The 23221-nt window shown below is 29.9% G+C and carries 21 protein-coding genes and 1 other annotated feature; all 21 genes read right to left on the bottom strand.

Features of this window, described 5'->3' with window-relative positions:
- Positions 1-801 carry a sigma-E processing peptidase SpoIIGA gene (locus OCU47_RS09430; protein WP_261828346.1) on the bottom strand — a complete coding sequence of 267 codons (801 nt, stop codon included), beginning with the start codon at positions 799-801 and terminating at the stop codon, positions 1-3.
- 297 nt (positions 802-1098) lie between these two features.
- Positions 1099-2202, bottom strand: a complete 1104-nt coding sequence (gene ftsZ, locus OCU47_RS09435; RefSeq protein ID WP_261828347.1) for a cell division protein FtsZ — start codon at positions 2200-2202, stop codon at positions 1099-1101.
- 13 nt (positions 2203-2215) lie between these two features.
- On the bottom strand, positions 2216-3445 hold the full coding sequence (locus OCU47_RS09440; protein ID WP_261828348.1) for a cell division FtsA domain-containing protein: 1230 nt from the start codon (positions 3443-3445) through the stop codon (positions 2216-2218).
- Between the two features lie 180 nt (positions 3446-3625).
- Positions 3626-4900 (bottom strand): glycosyltransferase family 2 protein, encoded by a 1275-nt coding sequence (locus OCU47_RS09445; RefSeq protein WP_261828349.1) that lies wholly within the window; start codon positions 4898-4900, stop codon positions 3626-3628.
- A 292-nt stretch (positions 4901-5192) separates the two neighbouring features.
- Complete coding sequence (locus OCU47_RS09450; protein ID WP_261828350.1) at positions 5193-6245, bottom strand: type IV pilus twitching motility protein PilT; 1053 nt, start codon at positions 6243-6245, stop codon at positions 5193-5195.
- Positions 6246-6349: 104 nt separating this feature from the next.
- Positions 6350-7048: an RNA polymerase sporulation sigma factor SigK gene (gene sigK, locus OCU47_RS09455; protein WP_261828351.1), complete on the bottom strand. Its 699-nt coding sequence runs from the start codon at positions 7046-7048 to the stop codon at positions 6350-6352.
- Positions 7049-7135: 87 nt separating this feature from the next.
- On the bottom strand, positions 7136-8761 hold the full coding sequence (locus OCU47_RS09460; RefSeq protein ID WP_261828352.1) for a penicillin-binding transpeptidase domain-containing protein: 1626 nt from the start codon (positions 8759-8761) through the stop codon (positions 7136-7138).
- 52 nt (positions 8762-8813) lie between these two features.
- The gene (gene udk / locus OCU47_RS09465; protein ID WP_261828353.1) at positions 8814-9434 is read right to left on the bottom strand and encodes a uridine kinase; all 621 of its coding nucleotides are present in this window, start codon (positions 9432-9434) and stop codon (positions 8814-8816) included.
- On the bottom strand, positions 9434-10657 hold the full coding sequence (locus OCU47_RS09470) for a peptidase U32 family protein (RefSeq protein ID WP_261828354.1): 1224 nt from the start codon (positions 10655-10657) through the stop codon (positions 9434-9436). Before OCU47_RS09470 ends, udk begins: the two co-directional genes overlap by 1 nt.
- Before the next feature lie 8 nt (positions 10658-10665).
- On the bottom strand, positions 10666-11310 hold the full coding sequence (locus OCU47_RS09475) for an O-methyltransferase (protein WP_261828355.1): 645 nt from the start codon (positions 11308-11310) through the stop codon (positions 10666-10668).
- Positions 11311-11329: 19 nt separating this feature from the next.
- Complete coding sequence (mltG, locus tag OCU47_RS09480) at positions 11330-12346, bottom strand: endolytic transglycosylase MltG (RefSeq protein ID WP_261828356.1); 1017 nt, start codon at positions 12344-12346, stop codon at positions 11330-11332.
- An 82-nt stretch (positions 12347-12428) separates the two neighbouring features.
- Entirely contained in the window at positions 12429-14246 is a 1818-nt protein-coding gene (gene typA / locus OCU47_RS09485; RefSeq protein WP_261828357.1) for a translational GTPase TypA, read from the bottom strand.
- A gap of 184 nt (positions 14247-14430) precedes the next feature.
- A complete protein-coding gene (locus OCU47_RS09490) occupies positions 14431-16335 on the bottom strand; it encodes a ribonuclease J (RefSeq protein WP_261828358.1) in 1905 nt (634 codons plus the stop codon).
- On the bottom strand, positions 16328-16786 hold the full coding sequence (locus OCU47_RS09495) for a Fur family transcriptional regulator (RefSeq protein ID WP_261828359.1): 459 nt from the start codon (positions 16784-16786) through the stop codon (positions 16328-16330). The genes OCU47_RS09490 and OCU47_RS09495 overlap by 8 nt, the downstream gene beginning before the upstream one ends.
- A gap of 12 nt (positions 16787-16798) precedes the next feature.
- A complete protein-coding gene (locus tag OCU47_RS09500) occupies positions 16799-17062 on the bottom strand; it encodes a DUF1292 domain-containing protein (RefSeq protein WP_261828360.1) in 264 nt (87 codons plus the stop codon).
- Between the two features lie 31 nt (positions 17063-17093).
- A complete protein-coding gene (gene ruvX, locus OCU47_RS09505) occupies positions 17094-17510 on the bottom strand; it encodes a Holliday junction resolvase RuvX (RefSeq protein ID WP_261828361.1) in 417 nt (138 codons plus the stop codon).
- A gap of 43 nt (positions 17511-17553) precedes the next feature.
- Positions 17554-17814: an IreB family regulatory phosphoprotein gene (locus tag OCU47_RS09510; RefSeq protein WP_261828362.1), complete on the bottom strand. Its 261-nt coding sequence runs from the start codon at positions 17812-17814 to the stop codon at positions 17554-17556.
- 128 nt (positions 17815-17942) lie between these two features.
- A complete protein-coding gene (gene alaS / locus OCU47_RS09515; protein ID WP_261828363.1) occupies positions 17943-20582 on the bottom strand; it encodes an alanine--tRNA ligase in 2640 nt (879 codons plus the stop codon).
- Positions 20583-20638: 56 nt separating this feature from the next.
- Positions 20639-20814 (bottom strand) — a binding site (T-box leader).
- A gap of 57 nt (positions 20815-20871) precedes the next feature.
- Positions 20872-21897: an AI-2E family transporter gene (locus OCU47_RS09520; RefSeq protein WP_261828364.1), complete on the bottom strand. Its 1026-nt coding sequence runs from the start codon at positions 21895-21897 to the stop codon at positions 20872-20874.
- A complete protein-coding gene (locus tag OCU47_RS09525; RefSeq protein WP_261828365.1) occupies positions 21887-22381 on the bottom strand; it encodes a PRC-barrel domain-containing protein in 495 nt (164 codons plus the stop codon). Before OCU47_RS09525 ends, OCU47_RS09520 begins: the two co-directional genes overlap by 11 nt.
- 178 nt (positions 22382-22559) lie before the next feature.
- On the bottom strand, positions 22560-23141 hold the full coding sequence (locus OCU47_RS09530; RefSeq protein WP_261828366.1) for a hypothetical protein: 582 nt from the start codon (positions 23139-23141) through the stop codon (positions 22560-22562).
- Positions 23142-23221: the final 80 nt, after the last annotated feature.

Raw genomic sequence — 23221 nt, forward strand, 5'->3', positions numbered from 1 at the left:
CTAAATTATTCCTCGAGATAGAAGAGCCTCATACTCTCTATCCTTACTCAACTTTTCTCCGCAACTACAAATAATAGCTTCCTTTTCTATAGTTTTTTCTCCAGAAATTAAGAATAATTTATCTGGTTTAAATCCTTTTAGTCTTCCCTCCCATCCACTTACTGTAGAATAATTTATATAGTACACATCCTTATTAGGAAGAATTTCATCAAAATAATTTTCCTCCAAAATAATTACTGGCAACAAAGTCACTGGTTCAACTAATTCATTGCCTGTGTCCAAAAAAGCCCTAAATTTAATAGTTTTACCCTTATTAACTACTTCTACATCATATATTAATTTGTTTATAACAAGTTTATCTTTTATAAAGGTAATTATCCTTAACAAAATAATATATAATAGTATTGCAAACAAAATAATATATTTTAAAGAGAGTTTTTTAAGCACAAAACTTTGAGCTACATTAAAGTTATTTTCATACAATGATATTGTTAAACATACTCCACTAAAAAATATGGATGTCATCATGAATACCCCCCATATTTTAAAATAAGTTATTATAGTTTGTTTCTCTACTGCTATAACTATTATAATAAAAGCAACTGTTAATTTAATGGGCAGGAATGTCAATGGTTTAAGTATAGGTATAATCATTGATAATGTATATATCCCTCCTATGCTAGCAGCAAAAAATATCTTTTTATAATTGAGCTTTAATTTTAATATCTGCATAGTTAATAAAAGCAGAAAATAATTTATTATTAAATTCTCTGCAAGTAAGACATCCACGTATACTTTCACAAACCTCACTCCCTAAAAAACATTATAAACTTTATTTTTTCAAAAATTTGTCATTTTGTATAGAATAGCAAATAATTATTTTGTCCACTATTTTGACATTTATCTTTTAAAATATTTTATATATTCAAATGTTATTATTATTTCGTATCACAATTCAAAGCTCTTCTGTATATTAATTACACTTAGAAATGTATTACATTTAAATTAACCTATCAAAAATATGAATTAATTCAGCATAAAATGCCGAAAAAAAATAGACATGGATTCTTATTTCCATGTCTATTTTAAACTAATTATTTATCTTTTTTGTCTTCTCAAAAAAGCTGGTATATCTAACTCATCACTATCAAACTTACTAGTAGTTGTAGATGCTACTTCCTCCACTGAAGGTTGAGGATTATTTGAAGTCACTGTATCTTTGGAATTTTGAATTGCACGTGCACTAAGTTCATTTTCAAAACCAGTTGCAATTACAGTTATTCTAATTTCATCATTTAAATTTTCATCAATTACAGCACCAAATATTATATTAGCATCTGGATCTGCTGCTTCTTGCACAATTTCTGCAGCTTCATTAATTTCTAACAATCCTAAATCTGCTCCACCTGTAACATTTAATAACACACCTGTAGCTCCTACAATTGATGTTTCAAGTAAAGGTGATGATATTGCTTCTCTAGCAGCATCTTGAGCTCTTGTATCTCCTTTACCATATCCAACACCCATATGAGCTAATCCCTTATCTAGCATTACAGCCTTAACGTCAGCAAAGTCTAAGTTAACAAGACCTGGTATAGTAATTAAATCAGATATACCTTGCACACCTTGTCTTAGCACATCATCTGCTAACTTAAATGAATCAAGAAGAGTAGTCTTTTTGTCTACCATTGATAATAATCTTTCATTTGGTATTGTTACTAAAGTATCAACTCTTTGCTTTAAGTTCTCTATCCCCATTTCTGCATGTTTCATTCTTCTTCTTCCTTCAAATGGGAAAGGTTTAGTAACAACTCCTACTGTTAATATTCCTAAAGACTTTGCAATTTCTGCAACTACTGGAGCAGCACCAGTACCAGTACCGCCTCCCATACCTGCAGTTATAAATACCATATCTGCACCTTTAATAGTTTCAGCAATTTCATCCTTACTTTCTTCTGCAGCTTTTTGTCCAACTTCTGGATTAGCACCTGCTCCTAAGCCCTTAGTCAATTTATCTCCAATTTGTATTTTTTGAGTTGCATGAGATAACATCAACGCTTGTTTATCAGTATTTATAGCAATAAATTCAACATTCTTTAATCCTTCTACTATCATTCTGTTTACAGCGTTATTACCACCGCCGCCACAACCAACAACTTTTATATTAGCAAATTCTTGCATGTCCACATCAAAATCCAACAAAATAATTCCTCCCTTAGAAAATATCATCTAGTATTTTTTTTAAATTATTTATAAAGCCTACTTTTTTTTCATTAGTCTTTGTATTTTCTGTTTTATGTTGTACAGTAATCTTATCCTTGGCACGATATTCTAACTTAAACCTATCACAGGCACTTTTAGCTATACATACGGAATTAATAACTGAAGCACTTTGCAAATTTAATTGTTCTTTGCTAACAATTACCACCTTTTTCTTTAATATATCCTCAAGCAATATGTGAATTCCTTCAAAATTTATAATTCCTTCTCCAAAAACATATACAACTTGAAGATTATTATAATAACCACTGTTTTTAATTTTTTCTGCAATTATCATTGCTAGTTCTTCCAATCTAGCTCTTATAACTTCATAAAACAATTTTATATCAATTTCTAAAATATCATCCTTAACAGTTCCTATCTTATAACTTCTGTAATATTTTTCATATGCAGAACTATGTAAAATTTTAATTTCTTCTGCCTTTGACTTTTCAATTTCTGTACATATAGATAAATCATTTGTTATTGCATCTCCCCCTAAGGGAATAACCCCAAATGAATCCACAACGTTGTTTCTAAAAAACATAAAATCTGTAGTCTGAGCTCCTACATCCAAAATCATTAAACTTTTATCTCTGGTTTTCTCATTAATGACTACATTTTTTAATTCAAAACAATTTAAATATATTGTTATAAAGTCTATACCACACAAACTAAATGTGTTTTTCAAATTATTAATATAGTCTTTTCTAGCTATAAAACAAGTGAATTTTATCTCAAGAGATTCACCACTAGCCCCTAAAGGCATTTCATATCTAGCAACTCCATTTAAAACATATTCATCTACATTAAAATATAGTAATTCCTCATTATCTTTTAAAATACGAGAGGATGATTTCTGAATAGTTTCTATTATCTCTTGTTCAGTAATAATATCATAAGAATTTTTTATAAATACTTGAGCAGTTAAATGTTCACTTCTTACATTACTATTTCCTATCCCGATGTACCATCTAATATTATCATTATACTGAATCTGCATTGAATGCATTACATTTTGTATTGTTAATGATAATTTATTTACATCTACTATCTTGCCTTTTGCTACTCCATCTGATACAAATATATTTTCATTCAAAAATTCAATATTCTCTCCATTCATTTTAGCGAGAGTAACACATATATTTTGTGAACCTATATCCATACCAACTATATACTGTTGCATTTATGTCCAGACTTCCCTCCTTGATGTAATTCACTTTTATATTATATTCCACATTAATTTAACATTTCCTCTTATTTATTATAAAAAAAATTTATGCTATCTACAATAGTTTTATAAAATAAAGTTTAAATAAAATTCAACTTCTTACTAAAATAAAAAAATCCTTGAAATTTCAAGGATTTAATTTGCATTCTCTAATTCGTCAATATTTATACTTCGAGTATGTTTTGTATGAGACCATTCCACATTATTTTTGTTAATTATTCCTTGTATTGAAATTGGAAACCAAGTTATTGTAAATATAGGTAAAAGTATCAAATACAATATAGATTTAATTGAAAGTTTTTTATCTAATAATAGAATCAATGGTGTATATAGTACCAAAGCCATTGATATTATCGAAGCTCCTGCTAATAAAAAACTAAAATTTGCTGTTTGCATAACATTCACTATACCATTTACTATTTCAGGTGCTCTTCTAAGATAGTTTACTGCACTAATAATAGTAGAAAGCCCGAATAAAATAAACATAATAGGTTGAATACTATAAATTGCACAATCAAAAGCTACAAAGTCACCTTTCGTAAATGCTCTCTTCATTAATTTGAAGAAATATCTACTAGAAACATCAGCAAAACCTTGCATCCATCTCTTTCTTTGAGCCCAAGATTGAGACATTGTTAAAGGTTTCTCATCATACACTACTGCATCATGTGCCCAACCTACTTTATAACCATTTAAAACAAGCTTACAAGTAAACTCTAAATCTTCTGTTAAGCAAGTTGCTCCCCAACCAAGTTTGTTTAAAATGTCCGTATCTATACAGAAACCAGTTCCACCTAACTGATTAGAAAGTCTTAGGTTATTTCTTGATACTTGAATCATTCTATTTGATGTCCAGAACCCTATAGAGTAACTAGCTGTAATCCATGTATCAAATGGATTCTTACTATCCAAATAACCTTGAACAACTTTATATCCTTTCACTAATTCTCTATTCATCTCAATTAAAAAATTCTTTGATACTATATTATCAGCATCAAATATAGCTACTGCATCATATTTCTTTTCCATTTGAGTCATTTTTTCAAACATCCAACCTAATGCATAGCCTTTTCCTCTTTTTTCTTTGTTTTCCCTCTCAAATACATTTGCGCCTGCCTGTCTTGCAATACTTGCAGTCTTATCTGTACAGTTATCAGCAATTACAAAAACATCAAATAATTCCTTAGGATAATTTAATTGATTAAAACTACCTATAATATCTTTAATAACACTCTCTTCATTATGTGCTGCAACTATCAATGCAAAACTTTTTTGGGGACTCACCTCTTTTTTATTTCGTACTCTCACTAACCCAAATAAGGACAATAAAACATAGTACATCGATAAAATAAATACTATATCCGTAATCATGTTCAAACCTGTCTGAACAATATTTTTTAACATTTCCATCAAGATTCCCCCTTAATTCATAGTTATTGTAGCACAAAATTTTACTAATTACTATATTGTTTATTAAAAATTTATTTATAACTTACTATATTTGAAAAACAATAAAGTGGATACCTAAAACGTATTTTTTACACTTTAGGTATCCATCTTTTAATTATGTAGCTAAGATTTATGTTATATGTTCAAATAATCTTATTCTAAAACCATAACCTTTATATAAATCTTTTGCAACTCCAAAATTCTATCTAGAAAATCTATTTTCTAATAACCCTTTTACATTTAATTTCAGGCATTATAATAGCATCATTCTGTTAAGTGTCTCTTTATCCATAGCAAAACTAAGTGCAGTTTCACTAGAAATTACTCCTGTTCTATATAAATCACTCAATGCCATATCCATAGTCTTCATTCCATATCTTCCACCAGTTTGAACTGAAGATTGAATTTGATGAGTTTTTCCTTCTCTAATCAAATTTTGTATAGCAGGTGTAGCTATCATTATTTCTAATGCTGTAGTTCTGCCTCCATCTACTGTTTCAACAAGTTGTTGAGAAACTATTCCTTGAAGAACAGCTGACAATTGCATCTTTATTTGTTGCTGTTGATGAGGTGGGAATACATCTACAATTCTATCAATAGTCTTTGCTGCTCCAATAGTATGTAATGTAGATAATACTAAATGGCCTGTTTCAGCTGCTGTAATTGCTATTTGTATTGTTTTTAAATCTCTCATCTCTCCTACTAATATTACATCAGGATCTTCTCTCAAAATGGCTCTTAATGCATTCTCATAAGAATTACTATCTTTTCCTATTTCTCTTTGATTAATAATACACTTATCATGCTTGTGTAAAAATTCAATAGGATCCTCTAATGTAATAATATGTGCTTCTCTTGAACGATTAATTTGATTTATCATTGCTGCCAATGTAGTACTTTTACCACTACCTGTTGGCCCTGTCACTAAAACTAATCCCCTTTTTCTCTCTGTCAATTGTTTAACTATGTCAGGATGGTTTAATTGTGACAATGTTGGTATATTTAAAGTAATTACTCTTATAGCTAAAGCTGATGAATTTCTTTGTTTGTAAATATTTATTCTAAACCTTCCCATCCCAGCTATAGAGTATGAAGTATCATATTCACCAATAGCATTATATTCATCATATTTCTCTTTTAAAATCTCTCTTGCATAAGTCTCAGTATCTTCAGGAGTAATAATTTCTTTAGCAATTCTTATCAATCGTCCATTTTTTCTTATTGTTGGTGGTATACCAACAGTTAGGTGTAAATCAGAAGCCCCTTCTTCTACTGTCATATTTAACAATTTGTTTAACTCAATCATGTTGTCCTCCTTATCATCTTACACACGTAAAACCCTACATTAAAACTAGTTCTACAAAAACAGCTAAATTCCTCTATTTATATAAAGAAATTTAGCCTTTTTCTTTATTTTTTATAATTTAATTCTTTAAACAATTTACTTAATGCTTTTTTTTCTATTCTTGAAACATAAGATCTAGATATTCCCAACATACTTGCAATCTCTCGTTGAGTTTTATATTTACCATCAACTAACCCATATCTCATCTGTATAATCTTCTTTTCTCTTTTGGTAAGTACAGAGTCAATCTTACTATATAAGTTTCTTATTTGAATATTATTTTCTACTGTTTCTAAAACAGAATCATTTTCACTACTTAAAACATCAATGAGGCAAATTTCATTTCCTTCTTTATCTACACCTATAGGCTCTTGTAGATAAACTTCTCCTTTGTTTTTTTTATTATTCCTAAAAAGCATTAGTATCTCATTCTCTATACATCTTGAAGCATAAGTTGCAAGCCTTGTGCCCTTAGAAACATCAAAAGAATCTATAGCCTTAATCAATCCTACAGTTCCTATAGATATTAGATCATCTATATTTTTATTTTGTACTGAATACTTTTTTACTATATGTGCTACTAATCTTAAGTTTCTTTCTATCAGAATACTTTTAGATTCCAAATCGCCTTCCTTTAGCTTTTGCAAATAATACTTTTCTTCTTTCTCATCTAAGGGTTTAGGAAATGCAGTATTTCCAGAAACATATCCTGATAAAAAAATCAGATTTCCTATTACATCTACAAAATAGTGAATAATAAACACTATTATGCCTCCCAGCAGTGCTCCTTATTATAATATGTGAGACATATAAAAATGTTTCTTATATTTTAATTTATTTATAGAATAAACCTATTTTATAGCTTCAACTACCTGACTAAAAATAGGTGCTGCAGTATTACCTCCACCGTAACTATCCCCATCATCATTAGTTCCAATAAGATTAGGTACTAGTATAACCATTGAATAGTATTTATTATTCATTTTAAAATATCCCAAAAACCAAATATCATTGCCTGAAGTTCCTTCAGCTGTACCAGTTTTACCACCTATTTCAACTCCAGACACTTGTGCTTTTACTCCACTTCCATTATTAACAACATCTTTTAACTGATTCTTTATAATTAATGCAGATTGCGAATCTAAAATATTTATTGATTTAGGTTTATCAAGAGAAATAAATTGATTTTTATTATCCTTATAACCCTCTAAAATTGTAGGTTTTATATAGACTCCATTATTTACCACAGTATTAATTACAGCTGTCATCTGAATGGGAGTTACATTTAGACTTTGGCCTATTGAAATATTGTTCATTCCACTAATTTTTTCTGCCCTTACACCTGCAGCTTCATCATTAAGATTCAGTACTTTACTGAACAGCCCAAGTTTATCACACATTGACATAATATTTTCATATCCTAAAGATGCCCCCAATTGACTAAAAGCTTCATTACAAGATACCCTTAGAGCTTCATTCAAATTTAAAGTCCCATGTGGATGCGGTTTACCATTCTTCTTACATAAAACACCATTGCAAACATACTTTTTAGACAAATCTAATTTATTTTCAGAAATTGCAGTAATTTCATCAACAACTTTAAATATTGACCCAGGTGGAAAGCCTAGACCAGTAGCACCAATTAATATATTAGGTTTTGATTCATCCTTTTGCGCTAAAACTCGCACCTTACCTGTTGAACTTTCTACAATAGCCACTCCAATGTTTGGTAGCTTACTAAATAACTTTCTATTTAAAACATCTCTAATTTTCTGTTGCCACTCTTCATCTAAAGTAAGTTGAGGGTTTAAATTATTATCGTCTATTCCATAAGTTTCTTTACTGTAAAATCCCTTAGAATTTAATGATAAGGATATTATATTATCTTTATTACCTCTGACAGTATTTAAAATATTTTTTTCTAAACTATCATTAACTTGTGATGTAGAATTTATATTTTTACTTTTATCCTTATTTATTAAAGTTAATATATTCTCTATTTTCCAAGCGTCCTTATTATCAACACAATCATAATTATATACATAAATTCCTTTTATAACTTTAGTTAAATCTTTAAGTTTCTCATAACTTTCAGCATCTAATTTATCAAAATATAGTTTTCCATTTTTATTTACTATATCATCTAAAGAAAAATCTGGATATTGCGATTTCATTATATAGTTAAATGCTAACAAACCCTCCTGGCTATCCTTAACATTATTCATTCTAAAAGCATTTACTTCAATAACCAAAATGTACTTTTTGGCTAAACTCACAATATTTTTACCTGAATAATCATAGACTTGATAATCAATTTGTGATATTTTTTCGGTTTGATTTCCACCCTTGTAAATTGTAGGCATCGTCTCATTTTCATAATCTTTTTGTATTATAAATATTTTAATTATCAATAAAATAAACATACATATTATTATAGAAGTTATTTTTATATATCTTGATAATAGCTCTTTCTTCAAAATAAAACACCCCTTTAAAGAAATTCTTTCCTTTAAAGAGATGTTTTATTCTCTACTGTTGTAAAATTTGTTTGATTTTTGCCACTAATAAATCTATTGCTACCTTATTTTCTCCACCCTCTGGGAAAATTATATCCGCATATCTTTTAGTTGGTTCAGTAAATTGTAAATGCATTGGTCTAACGACCCCCAAATACTGATGTATTACAGAATCAACAGTTCTTCCTCTTTCATTTATATCTCTTACCAATCTTCTAATAATTCTAACATCAGAATCAGTATCAACGTATATCTTAATGTCCAAAAGTTCCCTTATTCTAGGGTCCTCAAGCACTAATATTCCTTCAACTATTATAATTTCCTTTGGATCAACACTTATTGTTTCTTCTTTTCTATCATGAGCTGCAAAATCATAAATAGGTTTTTGAACCGTATTTCCATTAAGAAGCTCTCCAAGTTGGTATACTAACAAATCATTGTCAAAGGCATCCGGATGATCATAATTTGTCTTACGTCTATCTTCCATTGATAGATGTGACTGTGCTTTATAATATGAATCTTGCTCTATCATTGCAATACAACCCTCATTGAATTGATCACAAATTTCTTTTGCAATTGTACTTTTACCAGAACCTGAACCACCAGTTATGCCTATAAGTATTGGTCTTTTCATTAGTTATCCCCCTTAGCCTTTATTAACATGTCATTTACTTTTAATTCCACTTCTGTTTTAACAGTAAATATCATTTGAGCTCTTGGAGCTACATCTATCTTTTGATTTTTATTATCATACATATCATTAAGAGTAAAACCAAAACTATCGCCTTTTGGACTTAAAACTTCAACATAATCATTTTCAAAAACTCTATTTCTTTGCTCTATTGTTGCAGTCATTGTGTCCTTATCAAAGGCAATAACTTTTCCAACAATATCATAATCTCTAATATATGAAGAAGTATCATATATTTGTCTACTATCTTCTCCAAAATAAAAACCAGTGCTGTATTGTCTATGACTTACCTTTAATAAATTGTTCATCCATTCTTCATTAAACTTGTATCCTTTTGGATCAGCAAGATATGAATCAAGCGCCTGTCTATATGACTTAACTACAGCTGCTACATAATATGGACTCTTCATTCTTCCTTCAATTTTAAATGAATATATACCACTATCAGCTAGTTCAGGAATATGTTCTATCATACATAAATCCTTAGAATTTAATATATAAGTTCCTCTTTCATCCTCTAATACAGGGAAGTATTCATTAGGTCTCTTTTCTTCAACTAAGTTATACTTAAACCTGCAAGCTTGAACACAGGCTCCTCTATTTGAATCTCTACCAGTCATATAGTTTGAAATCAAGCATCTTCCAGAATAAGCCATACACATTGAACCATGAACAAAAGCTTCTAACTCGCAATCCTCTGGCAATTCAGCTCTTATTTTTTTAATTTCATCCATAGATAGTTCTCTTGCTAAAACTATTCTTTTCACGCCTTGCTCATGCCAAAACTTAGCTGACTTCCAGTTAACATTATTAGCTTGAGTGCTTAAATGAATTTCAACTTCAGGAATTACTTCTCTAGCAGTTATTATTATAGATGGATCAGAAACTATTAAAGCATCTATTTTTAAACTACCTAATTCTCTAAGATAATCCTCTAGTCCTATTAAATCATCATTATGAGGAAAAACATTCATTGTTACATAAACCTTTTTGCCTCTAGAATGAGCATATTCAACACCTTCTTGAATCTGCTCATTTGTAAAATTATCAGCAAACGCTCTTAAATTTAATTTACTACCGCCAAGATAAACAGCATCTGCCCCAAAATCTATAGCTGTTTTTAATTTTTCTAAATTACCTGCTGGTGCTAAAATTTCATATTTCATCGTTGAAATTACCTCCTTCTTGTAACTGCAATTCCATCGCCCATTGGAATAACTGTAGTTACTAATTTATCATCATTTGAAACCATATCTAAATAACTTCTCATTCTTTTTACTATAGTTATTTTTCTTCTAGCAACTAACTCATCTGAAGCTACCATGCCTCTAAAAAGAACATTATCTGCCACAATCACACCATTATCACTTAATAGCCTTAAGCATTCTGGTAAAAAATGATTGTAATGACCTTTCCCTGCATCCATAAATATCATATCAAATTTATCATCTAACTTTTCTAGTTCTTCAAGACAATCTCCTTGAACAATAGTAATTTTATCACTAAGATCATACTTTTGTAAGTTAGCTTTTGCAATAGAAATCATTTCTTCTGATCTTTCTATTGTGGTTATTTCTGGTTCAGTACCTGCACTTTCATACATAAGCATTGCTGAATACCCTATAGCTGTTCCTAGTTCCAATATCTTTTTAGGTCTTATTATACCAGTAATAACTTCAAGAAACTTGCCTGTTTCTTTTTGTACTATTGGTACTCCATTTTCCTTAGCAAAGTCTACTATTTCTTTAAACTTCCCTTCTTCATCTGGAATTAATCCCTTTATATATTGTTCCATAAAATCAAAAGTAATGCCACTCATAGTAACCTGCCTCCAATCTTTATAATCCCGCTTCTTTCTTATCCTTTAGAAACTTGTTATAATCTTTACTAAATACATGTTTCTTTTGTTTATCATTCCAGACATAGTAAATATAGTCCGTTTTATTCGGCCTCAATGCTGCTATTATAGATTGTTTTCCCGGATTTGCTATTGGACCAACTGGTAACCCCTCATACTTATAAACATTGTATGGTGAATCTATCAATAAATCTGAATTTAATAATACATCTTTATGATGTCCTATAGCATAGATTACAGTAGCATCAATCTGAAGCTTCATATTTTTCTCTAATCTATTATTAATTACTGATGATATCAAAGGTCTATCTTCTTCTCCTCTAGCCTCTTCTTCAATAATTGAAGCTATATTGATAATCTTTTCATAATCAGCTTCATTTACTGTTATGCCTGTCTCATTAGCAATTTGAGACATTACTTCTTGAAATCTACCTAGCATCTTATCAATGATATCTTCAGCAGTATCATCTTTCTCAATATAATAAGTATCTGGAAAAAGAAATCCTTCTAAATTATATCTCTTATTTTTATTAGACTTAATATAGCTTGGTAAAGAATATTTCTTTACAGCTTCCAAAAATTTATCCTTTGTAACTATTCCTTGCTTATCAAGTTTTTTGGCAATATCGTCTATTGTAAATCCTTCTGGAATGGTAATTTTCTTTTTCTCACCACCGCCAGTTTGTAAAAGTTTTATTAACTTTTCTAAAGAAGTTTCAGTTAATACCTTATAACTGCCTGGTTTTATAGCCACATTCAAATTGTTTTTCTTAATATAATATTTAATAAAATATAAATTTGATAAATTATTTTTATTTGATAGTCTACTAAGAACAGCATATAATGAGTCCCCATCAGTAACTTCTATATTAACGGTTTGTTCATTACTTTTTAGTGGATGATTTACAGCTCTAATATAAAAAATATATACCCCACTAAAAATAATAGCCAAACATACCACAACACAAACTGCTATTATAGAGATCCTCTTTCTCATAAAAATCCTCCTTACAACATAAAAGTAAATAGCCACAAGGGCTATTTACTTTATGAAGCATATTATATAGCTAATACCCTTATTATCTTCTTGCAGCTCTCTTTCTTTCTGCTGAATCTAAGATTGCTTTTCTTATTCTTATACTCTTTGGAGTAACTTCAACTAATTCATCTGAATTTATAAATTCTAGACATTGTTCAAGTGACATATCTCTAGCTGGTATTAATTTTAAAGCATCGTCTGATCCTGAAGATCTTGTATTAGATAAATGTTTCTTTTTACATACATTTACATCAATATCCTCTGCTCTAGAACATTCACCACAAACCATTCCTGCATATACATCAACTCCTGGTCCCATAAATAATGTTCCTCTTTCTTGAGCATTGAATAATCCATATCCAATTGAAGTACCTGATTCAAATACAACTAATGATCCTCTCGTTCTACCTGGGATTTCTCCAGCATATGGCTCGTAACTATCAAACACATGATTCATTATACCATTACCCTTAGTATCTGTTAGGAATTCATTTCTAAAACCAATTAATCCTCTTGCTGGTATTCTAAATTCTAATCTTGTATAACCATTTACAGCTGAAGTCATATTAACCATTTCAGCTTTTCTTGGTCCAAGTTTCTCCATAACAGCTCCCATAAATTCTTCTGGAACATCAATTGTTAAATATTCAAAAGGTTCTAATTTCTTACCATTTTCTTCTTTAAATATTACGTTAGGTCTTGAAACTTGGAATTCATAACCTTCTCTTCTCATAGTTTCAATTAATATAGATAAATGTAATTCTCCTCTACCACTTACCTTGAAACAATCTGGAGATAATTCTTCTACTCTTAAGCTTACATTAGTCTCAAGCTCTGACATTAATCTATTTCTTAAATGTCTTGAAGTTACAAAGTCTCCTTCTTTTCCGGCAAATGGAGAATCATTAACCATAAAATTCATATTTAATGTAGGCTCGTCTATATCAACAAATGGTAGTGCTTCTGGGCAATTAACATCTGCTATAGTTTCACCTATATTTGCATCTAAAATTCCACTTAATGCAACTATATCACCAAGTGATGCTTCTTCTACATCTTCTCTTTTAAGACCATTATATGTATATACATTAGATACTTTATAATTTTTCTTTGTACCATCCTGTCTAACTAAAGCAACAGTTTGATTTTTTGATATTTTACCTCTTACAATTTTTCCAATAACAATCTTTCCAACGAATTCATTGCTATCTAATGTAGTAACAAGCATTTGTAATGGTTCATCTATGTATCCCTTTGGTGGTTGTACATGCTCAACTATAGTTTTAAATAAAGGTTCCATTGTTGTGCTTTCATCTTCAACATTAAGTTTAGCTATACCATTTCTAGCAGAAGCATAAACTATTGGGAAATCTAGTTGTTCATCATTTGCACCTAATTCCATAAATAATTCAAATACTTCATCTATTACTTCTTCTGGTCTTGCATCTGGTTTATCAATTTTGTTAATAACAACTATTGGATTCAATCCTAGTTCAAGAGATTTTCTTAAAACGAACTTTGTTTGAGGCATTGGACCTTCATAAGAGTCTACTACCAATAAAACGCTATCTACCATTTTAAGAACACGTTCAACTTCTCCACCGAAATCAGCATGACCTGGTGTATCAATAATGTTTATTTTAATATCATTATGATAAACTGCTGTATTTTTAGAAAGAATAGTAATTCCTCTTTCTTTTTCTAGATCGTTTGAATCCATAACTCTTTCGTTAACTTTTTCATTTGCTCTGAATATATTACTCTGTTTTAAAAGTGCATCAACCAAAGTTGTCTTACCGTGGTCAACGTGGGCAATAATTGCAATATTTCTTATATCATTTCTACTAATAAGTTCCATTTCTTTTCCTCCAATTTTTATACAAACAAAATTGGATACACTTTAGTATCCAATTTGTCATAGTCAATTTTAATATTAGTTAATGAAAATGTCAATTTATTTTAAATTTATATGCGTTGACATTCATTAAATACATTTATTCTTAATCTATAATTTTTCCTAAAACCAAGTAAATATTCTTTGTTTATATTTCCATAATTATAGGTAAAATCATAGGTTTTCTCTTAGTCTTTTCATATAAAAAGCTTCTTAAACTATCTCTAATACTAGATTTCAATGTAGCCCAATCAGTTATTTTATTTTCTTCACATTCTCTTAGGACATTTCTAACGATTTCTCTAGCTTCATCCATTAGAATTTCAGATTCTCTTACATATACAAATCCTCTAGAAATAATATCTGGTCCAGCTATTATCATACCTGATTCTCTTTCTATAGTAGCAACAACAGTTAATATACCATCTTGAGATAAATGCTTTCTGTCTCTTAATACTATATTTCCTACATCACCTACACCAAGTCCATCTACAAATATTTGTCCTGAAGTAACTGTACCATTTTTCTTTATACTGTCTCTAGTCACTTCTATAATATCACCATTATCGCCTATAATTAAATTCTCAGGCTTTAATCCTACAGTAGTGGCTAACTCTCCATGTTGCTTCAAATGTCTATACTCCCCATGAACTGGGATAAAGAACTTTGGTCTTACTAGAGTCTGCATAAGTTTAAGTTCTTCCTTACATGCATGCCCTGAAACGTGAATACCTTGTGCTGATCCATAAATCACGTTAGCACCTTTTTTAACTAATTGATTTATTATCTTAGATACTAGTTTTTCATTTCCTGGTATTGGAGTTGCTGATATTATAACCATATCTCCTGGCACAATATTAATTTTCTTATGCTCTGATGCTGCCATTCTTGCTAAAGCAGACATTGGTTCCCCTTGGCTACCTGTAGTAATAACAACAATTTTATCCTCAGTATATTTATTTATGTCATCAATACCAATCATAGTATCTTTTTCCACAACTAAGTAACCAAGTTCAATACCTACCTGTACAATATTTTCCATGCTTCTTCCTGAGACAGCAACTCTTCTTCCATACTTTTCTGCTGCTTTTACAATTTGTTGAATTCTATGAATATTTGATGCAAAAGTAGCCACTAATATTCTGCCTTTTGCCTTGCCAAACAACATCTCAAGTTTTTCTCCAACACTCTTTTCAGATTGAGTATAACCATCACGTTCAACATTTGTACTATCAGCCAACATAGCTATAACACCTTTTTTGCCTAATTCCGCAAATCTAGCAAAATCCATAACTTCTCCATCTATTGGTGTATAGTCTATTTTAAAATCTCCAGTATGAAGCACTACACCTAAAGGTGTGTGAACTGCAATAGCTACTGAATCAGCTATACTATGGTTGGTTTTTATAAATTCCACAGACATATTATCAAGTTTTATAATATCTCTTGGTTGTATTCTCTTTAAATCCACTACGCTTAGTAAATTATGTTCCTTAAGCTTTGTTTCTACAATACCCAATGTTAGTTTTGTTCCATATACTGGTACATTGATTTGCTTAAGAACATATGGTAATGCGCCAATATGATCCTCATGTCCATGAGTTAAGAAAATACCCTTTATTTTATCCTTATTCTTAAGAAGATATGAAATATCAGGAATAACTATATCAATTCCAAACATATCTTCTTCAGGGAACTTAAGTCCACAATCAATTATAGCAATTTCATCTTTATATTCTATAACTGTTATATTCTTTCCAATCTCATTAAGTCCACCTAATGGTATTATTTTTATCTTCTGCTTTTCTTTTTTAGTTGTAGGTTTTCTTCTTGTTTGAGTTTTCGCTTTTGGCTTTACTTGAACATTTTCACTCTTTACGTCCTCAACTATTTGCTCATTTTTTTCTTCTTTTATTTCCTTATTTTCAACCTTATTTTCAGCCTTAACTTCCTGTTTTTTAGGCGTTCTATACGGTCTTCTTCTAGGATAGTTAGTTTTTTCTTTTACATTGTTATCATCCATATTTTGCACTTCTCTAATTGTATTATCCATCTTTTCTACACTCACTACATAGTCCAAAAAATTTAACACTATGATCCTTTATCTTAAAATTATATTTTTTTTCTATTTCTGTTTCAAGATTTTCTAGTAAATCATCCTGAACCTCTATTACACTGCCACACTTGTTACAGACTAAATGATGATGTCTATGAACTTCATCTTTATTTGCTAATTCATATCTACTACAACCATCATTTAATTCAAGCTTATAAATTAGTCCTATTTCTTCAAGCAGTATTATTGTTCTATAAACTGTAGCAAGACCTATTTCTGGACATAACTTTTTGACCTCATCATAAATTTCTTCCGCAGTCAAATGAGAACCCTTACCTGCAATTATTGTATCAACAATTGCTCTTCTTTGAGGTGTCAGTTTGTATCCCTTTTGCTTTAAGTCTTCTTTTAATTTTTTTATATCATTTTCACTGATTGCAGCAATCATAAAAACACCTCACTAATTCTCCTCATCAGCAAACAATGTATTATATGCCTCTGCTACCATATCAAATTCTTGTTCATCTTCAACTGTTTCAAATAGTTCATTGCCTTCATTATCTTTTACTATTTTTAACGGAATTGCTACATCTTCCTCTGAGGCTTCTACCGGCGTAACTACTACATATTCACTGTCCTCAATGTCAAACTTTACAACCACGTTAAATTCAGTTTCTTCTCCATTTTCATCATATAATACTATTGTATCTACATTGTTTTGCATTATACTCTCTCCTTATTATATATATTTAAAACTAACTATTTGATATTCTATCAAGATATCCTTGCAATATATAAATAGCTGCTATTTTATCCACAATTTTTTTTCTTTTTTCTCTTGAAAGATCTGCTTCTAACATTGCTTTATGTGCGGCAACTGTAGTAAGTCTTTCATCCCACATAATGATTTCAGGTGAGAACTCTCTTTTTAATCTCTCACAAAAATCCTCCACCATTTCAGCAGTATGCCCAAGAGTTCCATTCATATTTTTAGGCAACCCAATAACTATCTTATCTACATGATTTTCATCATACATTTTTTTTACAGCGGCTATGTCCTCTTTGAAATTTTTTCTTTTTATAGTTGTAATTCCTTGAGCAGTCCAACCTAATGGATCACTCATAGCTACTCCTATTGTCTTTGAGCCCACATCTAGCCCTAATATTCTCATTAATTCACCTCTTAACAAATAAAAGAGTGTCAAAGGACACTCTTTACTTTATTTCTAAATAAGACTTTATGACCTCTTCTAATATTTCATCTCGCTCTAATTTCCTCACTAAAGCTCTTGCTCCGTTATAATTAGTGATGTAAGTAGGGTCACCTGAAATTATATATCCAACAAGTTGATTAACAGGATTATAACCTTTCTCCTTAAGGGAAGTATATACTTCGTTAAGTATAGTCTTAGTTAAATCCTTTTTGTCCTTCGGAAAATCAAATTGCATTGTGTTTTGTAAATTTTCGTTGCTCATAAATTCGCCCCCTGGCAATCACATTTAGTTTCATAACCGTTATAATTTATTTTAATTGGGTACCAAAAACTTCAACAATAATATTTATTTATTACGTTAATTATACATTATGTTTTTAATTTTGTATACTATTTAACTAATTTTTTTACTATTTCAAAAACATTTTCCATTGCACATTCTAATTTTTCAGCATCTTTACCACCAGCTTGAGCCATATCTGGTCTTCCACCACCACTGCCTCCAGCTATAGTTGCTACTTCTTTAATTATTTTACCACAATGAATTCCTTTTGGTAAAGTATCCTTAGAAGCCATAGCAACAAAATTAACTTTTCCACTTACTTCACTTCCAAGAACTACTACTCCTGATCCTATTTTATCTCTCATTTTATCACATAAGTCTCTTAAGGCATTTCCATCTATATCCTTTAATGCAGCTGATAATACTTTAATTCCTTCAACTTCTTTTATGTTGTTTAGAATATCTTCTTCTGCACCTGAAGCTAATTTATTTTTTAACTCTATTATTTCTTTTTCTTTTATTTTTAATTCATTTGATTGTTGCTCTATTTTCTTAATTACATCTGATTCAGAACATTTTAATATTGATGATATTTCCTTAAGTTCTTTGTTTTTAGACTCTACATAATGTATTGCTCCAAAACCTGTAAGTGCTTCTATTCTTCTAACACCAGCAGCAACACCACTTTCTGATATTATCTTGAATAAACCAATTTCTCCTGAATTTCTAACGTGAGTTCCACCACATAATTCTTTTGAGAAATCTCCTACTGATACTACTCTAACTTCTTCGGAATATTTGTCATCAAATAAAGCCATAGCACCTGATTTTTTTGCTTCTTCAATGGTCATAACATTCGTTACAACATCAAAAACATCCATTATCTTTTCATTTACTATTATTTCAGCCTTTTCTATTTCTTCTTTTGATAAAGCTGAAAAATGTGTGAAGTCAAATCTTAATCTTTCTTCATCAACATAAGAACCTGATTGATGTACATGTTCGCCTAAAACTTCTCTTAAAGCTTCCTGTAACATATGTGTTGCTGTATGATTCTTACATACATTCTTTCTTTTCTTTTCACATACCTTTAATTCTACAGTTTCACCTACAGCTATAGAACCTTCAAGCACTTCAACATAATGAGCTATTTTGCCACCAACATTTTTCTTACAATTTGTAACTTTAACCTTTGCAGTTTCTGTTAAAATAAGTCCTGTATCTCCTACTTGACCTCCCATTTCAGCATAGAATGGTGTAGTTTCAGTAAATACATATCCTGTTTCTCCACTTGTCAAAGCTGTTCTTTCTTCTTCATCTGTAACTATAACTAGAATGTTAGATTTTAATGTAGTATTATTATATCCATCAAATTTAGTTGTTATAGAAGCATCTATCTTGTTTAGTGGCACTTCATCTGCTCCCATATATGAACTTTCACCTCTAGCAGCTCTAGCTCTTTCTCTTTGATCCTTCATATTCTTATTAAATTCTTCTATATCAACTGTTATGCTTTTTTCCTCTAAAATTTCTTCTGTTAATTCTAATGGGAAACCATAAGTATCATAAAGCTTAAATGCTTTTTCTCCTTCTAAAACAGTTTTGTTTTCCTTCACTGCTTCTTCAATATATTCTTTTAGAATATCCATTCCAGAATCTATAGTTTCATTGAATCTCTTTTCTTCTAAAGTCACAATCTTCTTAATATAGTCTGCCTTTTGATGTAATGCTGGATAAGCATCCCCATAATTATCAATTACAAAGTCTACTACTTTATATAAGAATTCATCTTTAACACCAAGTAATCTGCCATGTCTAGCAGCTCTTCTTAGTAATCTTCTAAGAACATAACCTCTTCCTTCATTAGATGGTTGAACTCCATCACATAACATCATAGAAACACTTTTCACGTGATCAGTTATAATTCTTAAAGAAATATCTGTATTTTTATCTTTGCCATATTCTTTACCAACTATACCACATACTCCTTGTAAAATATCTTTTACTATATCAATTTCAAAAATATTATCTACACCTTGCATGATTGTAGCCATTCTTTCAAGACCCATACCAGTATCTATGTTAGGATTTGCAAGTCTTTCATAGTTTCCTTTTCCATCTCCATCAAATTGTGTAAATACAAGATTCCAAAATTCAACTATCTTATCTTCATCACCTGCTTTTACAAATTCTTCAGCAGTAGTAACAGTAACCCCTGCCTTATTATAATGTATTTCTGTACATGGACCACATGGACCTGAACCGTGTTCCCAGAAATTATCTTCTTTTCCTAATCTAAATATTCTATTTGGATCCATATCTGTTTTAGTAGTCCAAATTTCATAAGCTTCATCATCATCAAGATATATTGTAACAAACAATTTATCCTTTGGAATTTGTAAAACTCCAGTTATATATTCCCATGCCCATGGAATAATTTCATTCTTAAAATAATCTCCAAAAGAAAAGTTTCCAAGCATCTCAAAAAATGTACCATGTCTTGATGTTTTTCCTACATTCTCAATATCACCAGTTCTTATACACTTTTGACAAGTAGTTACTCTCCTTCTAGGTGGCTCTTCAACGCCTGTAAAATATGGCTTCAATGGTGCCATACCAGCATTAATAAGAAGTAGACTCTTATCATTTTTAGGAACTAAAGAGAATGAATCCATTCTTAAATGTCCTTTGCTTTCAAAAAAGCCTAAATAGCTTTCTCTAATCTCACTTGTCTTCATAAATTTCATTTTGTGTTCCTCCATAATAAATATATTTTTATACAAAAAAAAACCTTCATCACTCTGCAAGGGACGAAAGTTCTATATCCGTGGTACCACCCTAATTATGTATTTTACATACATCACTTTAATAGTCTGTTGCTCCTAGGTAGCTTCAAAATGCTAAACTTAGAAGTTCACACTACCCACTTCTTCCCTGAAAGTTTAAATCAAATTTACTCATCCTATTCATCGCTACATATTAACTTATGGTAAAATTATATTCTAAATACTAAATTCAGTCAAGAATCTTTATAAATTAATATAAATAATAATTTATATCTTCATAAACCTGTTTGATTATTACTCCTACTGGAATTGCAAGAATCATACCAAAAATCCCTCCAAATTTTTCTCCAATTAGAACTAAAACTATCACTGATAATGGGTGAAGCTTAACACTATATGCTGTGATTAGAGGACATATAACATTTCCTTCTACTTGCTGAATTGCAAACAAAATCCCTGCAGTCCATAACGCAAGAGTTTTTGATTTAATAAGTGCTACAATTATAGCTGGTATTGCTCCTATTATTGGTCCAAAGTAAGGCACAAGATTAAAAACAGCATTTATAAATGATAACCAAAGTGGTAATGGTACTCCCATAAAAAATAATGGTATAAAAGTCAGTACTCCTATAATTCCACATAAAATAATCTGACTAAAAATATATTTTCCAAGCAACACATCTATATTATTTGTCATATCTCTTGCAAACCTCTTTTTACTTACTGGCAATAATAAAAAAATCTTTTCAATCATCTTTTTTCCATCAGCCAAAAAATAATAACTTATAAATGGAACTATTGCAAAAGCCATTAAGTTTTCACCTACATTGATGATATCATCAATCCCATTAGTAGATAATCTATACAAAACCACATTTATCTTTTCAAATATCTGATTATTAATTACCTCTACAAAATTAAAATCCTTAAATTTAAGATTATTTTCTAAATTTTTAAATAACTCTTCTATAGAATCTAATATCTTGTCAATGTTATTCCATTCTTTGATTAAACTTGACACAAGCATTATAGAAATAAGTATTATCAAACCAAAAGTAGAAAATACAACTATTGCTGCAATTAACCTTTTGTTAAGTTTTATTTTTTTACAAATTGCTTTATATATTGGCTTTAAAAAATATGCCAATAAAAACGATACAAAAACTAAATATGCAACTTCTCTAATAAACTTAACATATATTAAAGTCAGCACTATAATCATAATTAGTAAAAATATAATTATTATAAAAGTATGCTTTTTCAACCTATCTATCACAATTATCATCCCTTATAAGTTTGTGAGGCATGCTTTTTAACGTTACTTTGTAATCTCCAAAATATAGGATATTGTCTTCTCCCAAAATTAGTGTGTCCAAAGTAAAAATAGTCTTTCCTTCTAAAATCTTTCGAAAAAATCCTGAAGTGCAAATTAGACCTTCAATAGAAAAATCATCTTTACTTACAATAATATCTTCCACATTGCCTTTTAATTCACCTTTTTTATCTATTATGTCCAAATCCATTATTTTAGATAAATTAATTCCCTCTGTATTGGAAAACTTATTTATTATAATTTTTTTATCTATTGATATTATATCTTCAGTACAAACTACCTTATGAGATAAAATTCCAAGATAGCTCACTTCCAATCCAATAACTTTTTTTCTTGCAAAATCTACAAGAATTTCTTTTACAACTCCAACTTTCTTACCATTTATAAAAAAAACTTCATTGTTCAAAAGATCCCTTTTTCTAAGCATCACTAACTCCTCTAATATTTTTCTATTAATATACTGCCCTATAAGTGGAAAAAAATACACGCATATTGTATTACTTGCTTTATTAACAAGAAAATCCAAACTAACAATTTTCATTAAAAATAATAAAAAAACGTGCTGAAATCTACCCAACACGTTTTCTATAGTTCGTCCAATTATTTTACTTACGGTTCACTGTATCTTGAAAATTATTTATAAATTCCGCAAATCTCATTTTCTCCTCTTTTGCAGTTGCCCTTGCAAAGAAAAATTCACTCATTGCACCAAACAAAAAAGTTTGTTTATCATTAAATTTTAACTTTACTGATGAGCCAGAACCATTACATTTCACTTTAATTAAATCTTGCACCGTTACCTGAGAAGTTCTCTTTAAATTTATTCTTATCTCTTTGCTACGATTATCAGTATAAACTGGCACAAAAAACATTTGCATATGTCCAAAGATTAAAAGTAGCTGTTCATCAGGTTCATATCTATATATTCTATAACCAGTTAACCCTCCTATCGCTACATCCTTTAAGGTATCTTTTAACATACTACCTGCACTTTGCTTAGAACGTATAGGCACTGCCATATACCCTAAACTATCAGGAACCACCTTTTCTATTATTGATTTCACTTGTCCTGGTATATCTGCATCTTCAACCTTAACAGCACTTTTAGCTCTTATAACAACAAAAACTAATAAGGCTATAAATGCAACAAAAAACAATCCCATTACTACATATCCAGCTGTTGACATAATTCTTCCCCCTTGTACTTGTAAATTCTTAAATATGATAACATATTTTTACAAGGAATTCAATCGAATATATGCCATTT

Origin of the sequence: Clostridium sp. TW13 (assembly GCF_024345225.1) — a bacterium.
Taxonomy (GTDB): Bacteria; Bacillota; Clostridia; order Clostridiales; family Clostridiaceae; genus Inconstantimicrobium; species Inconstantimicrobium mannanitabidum.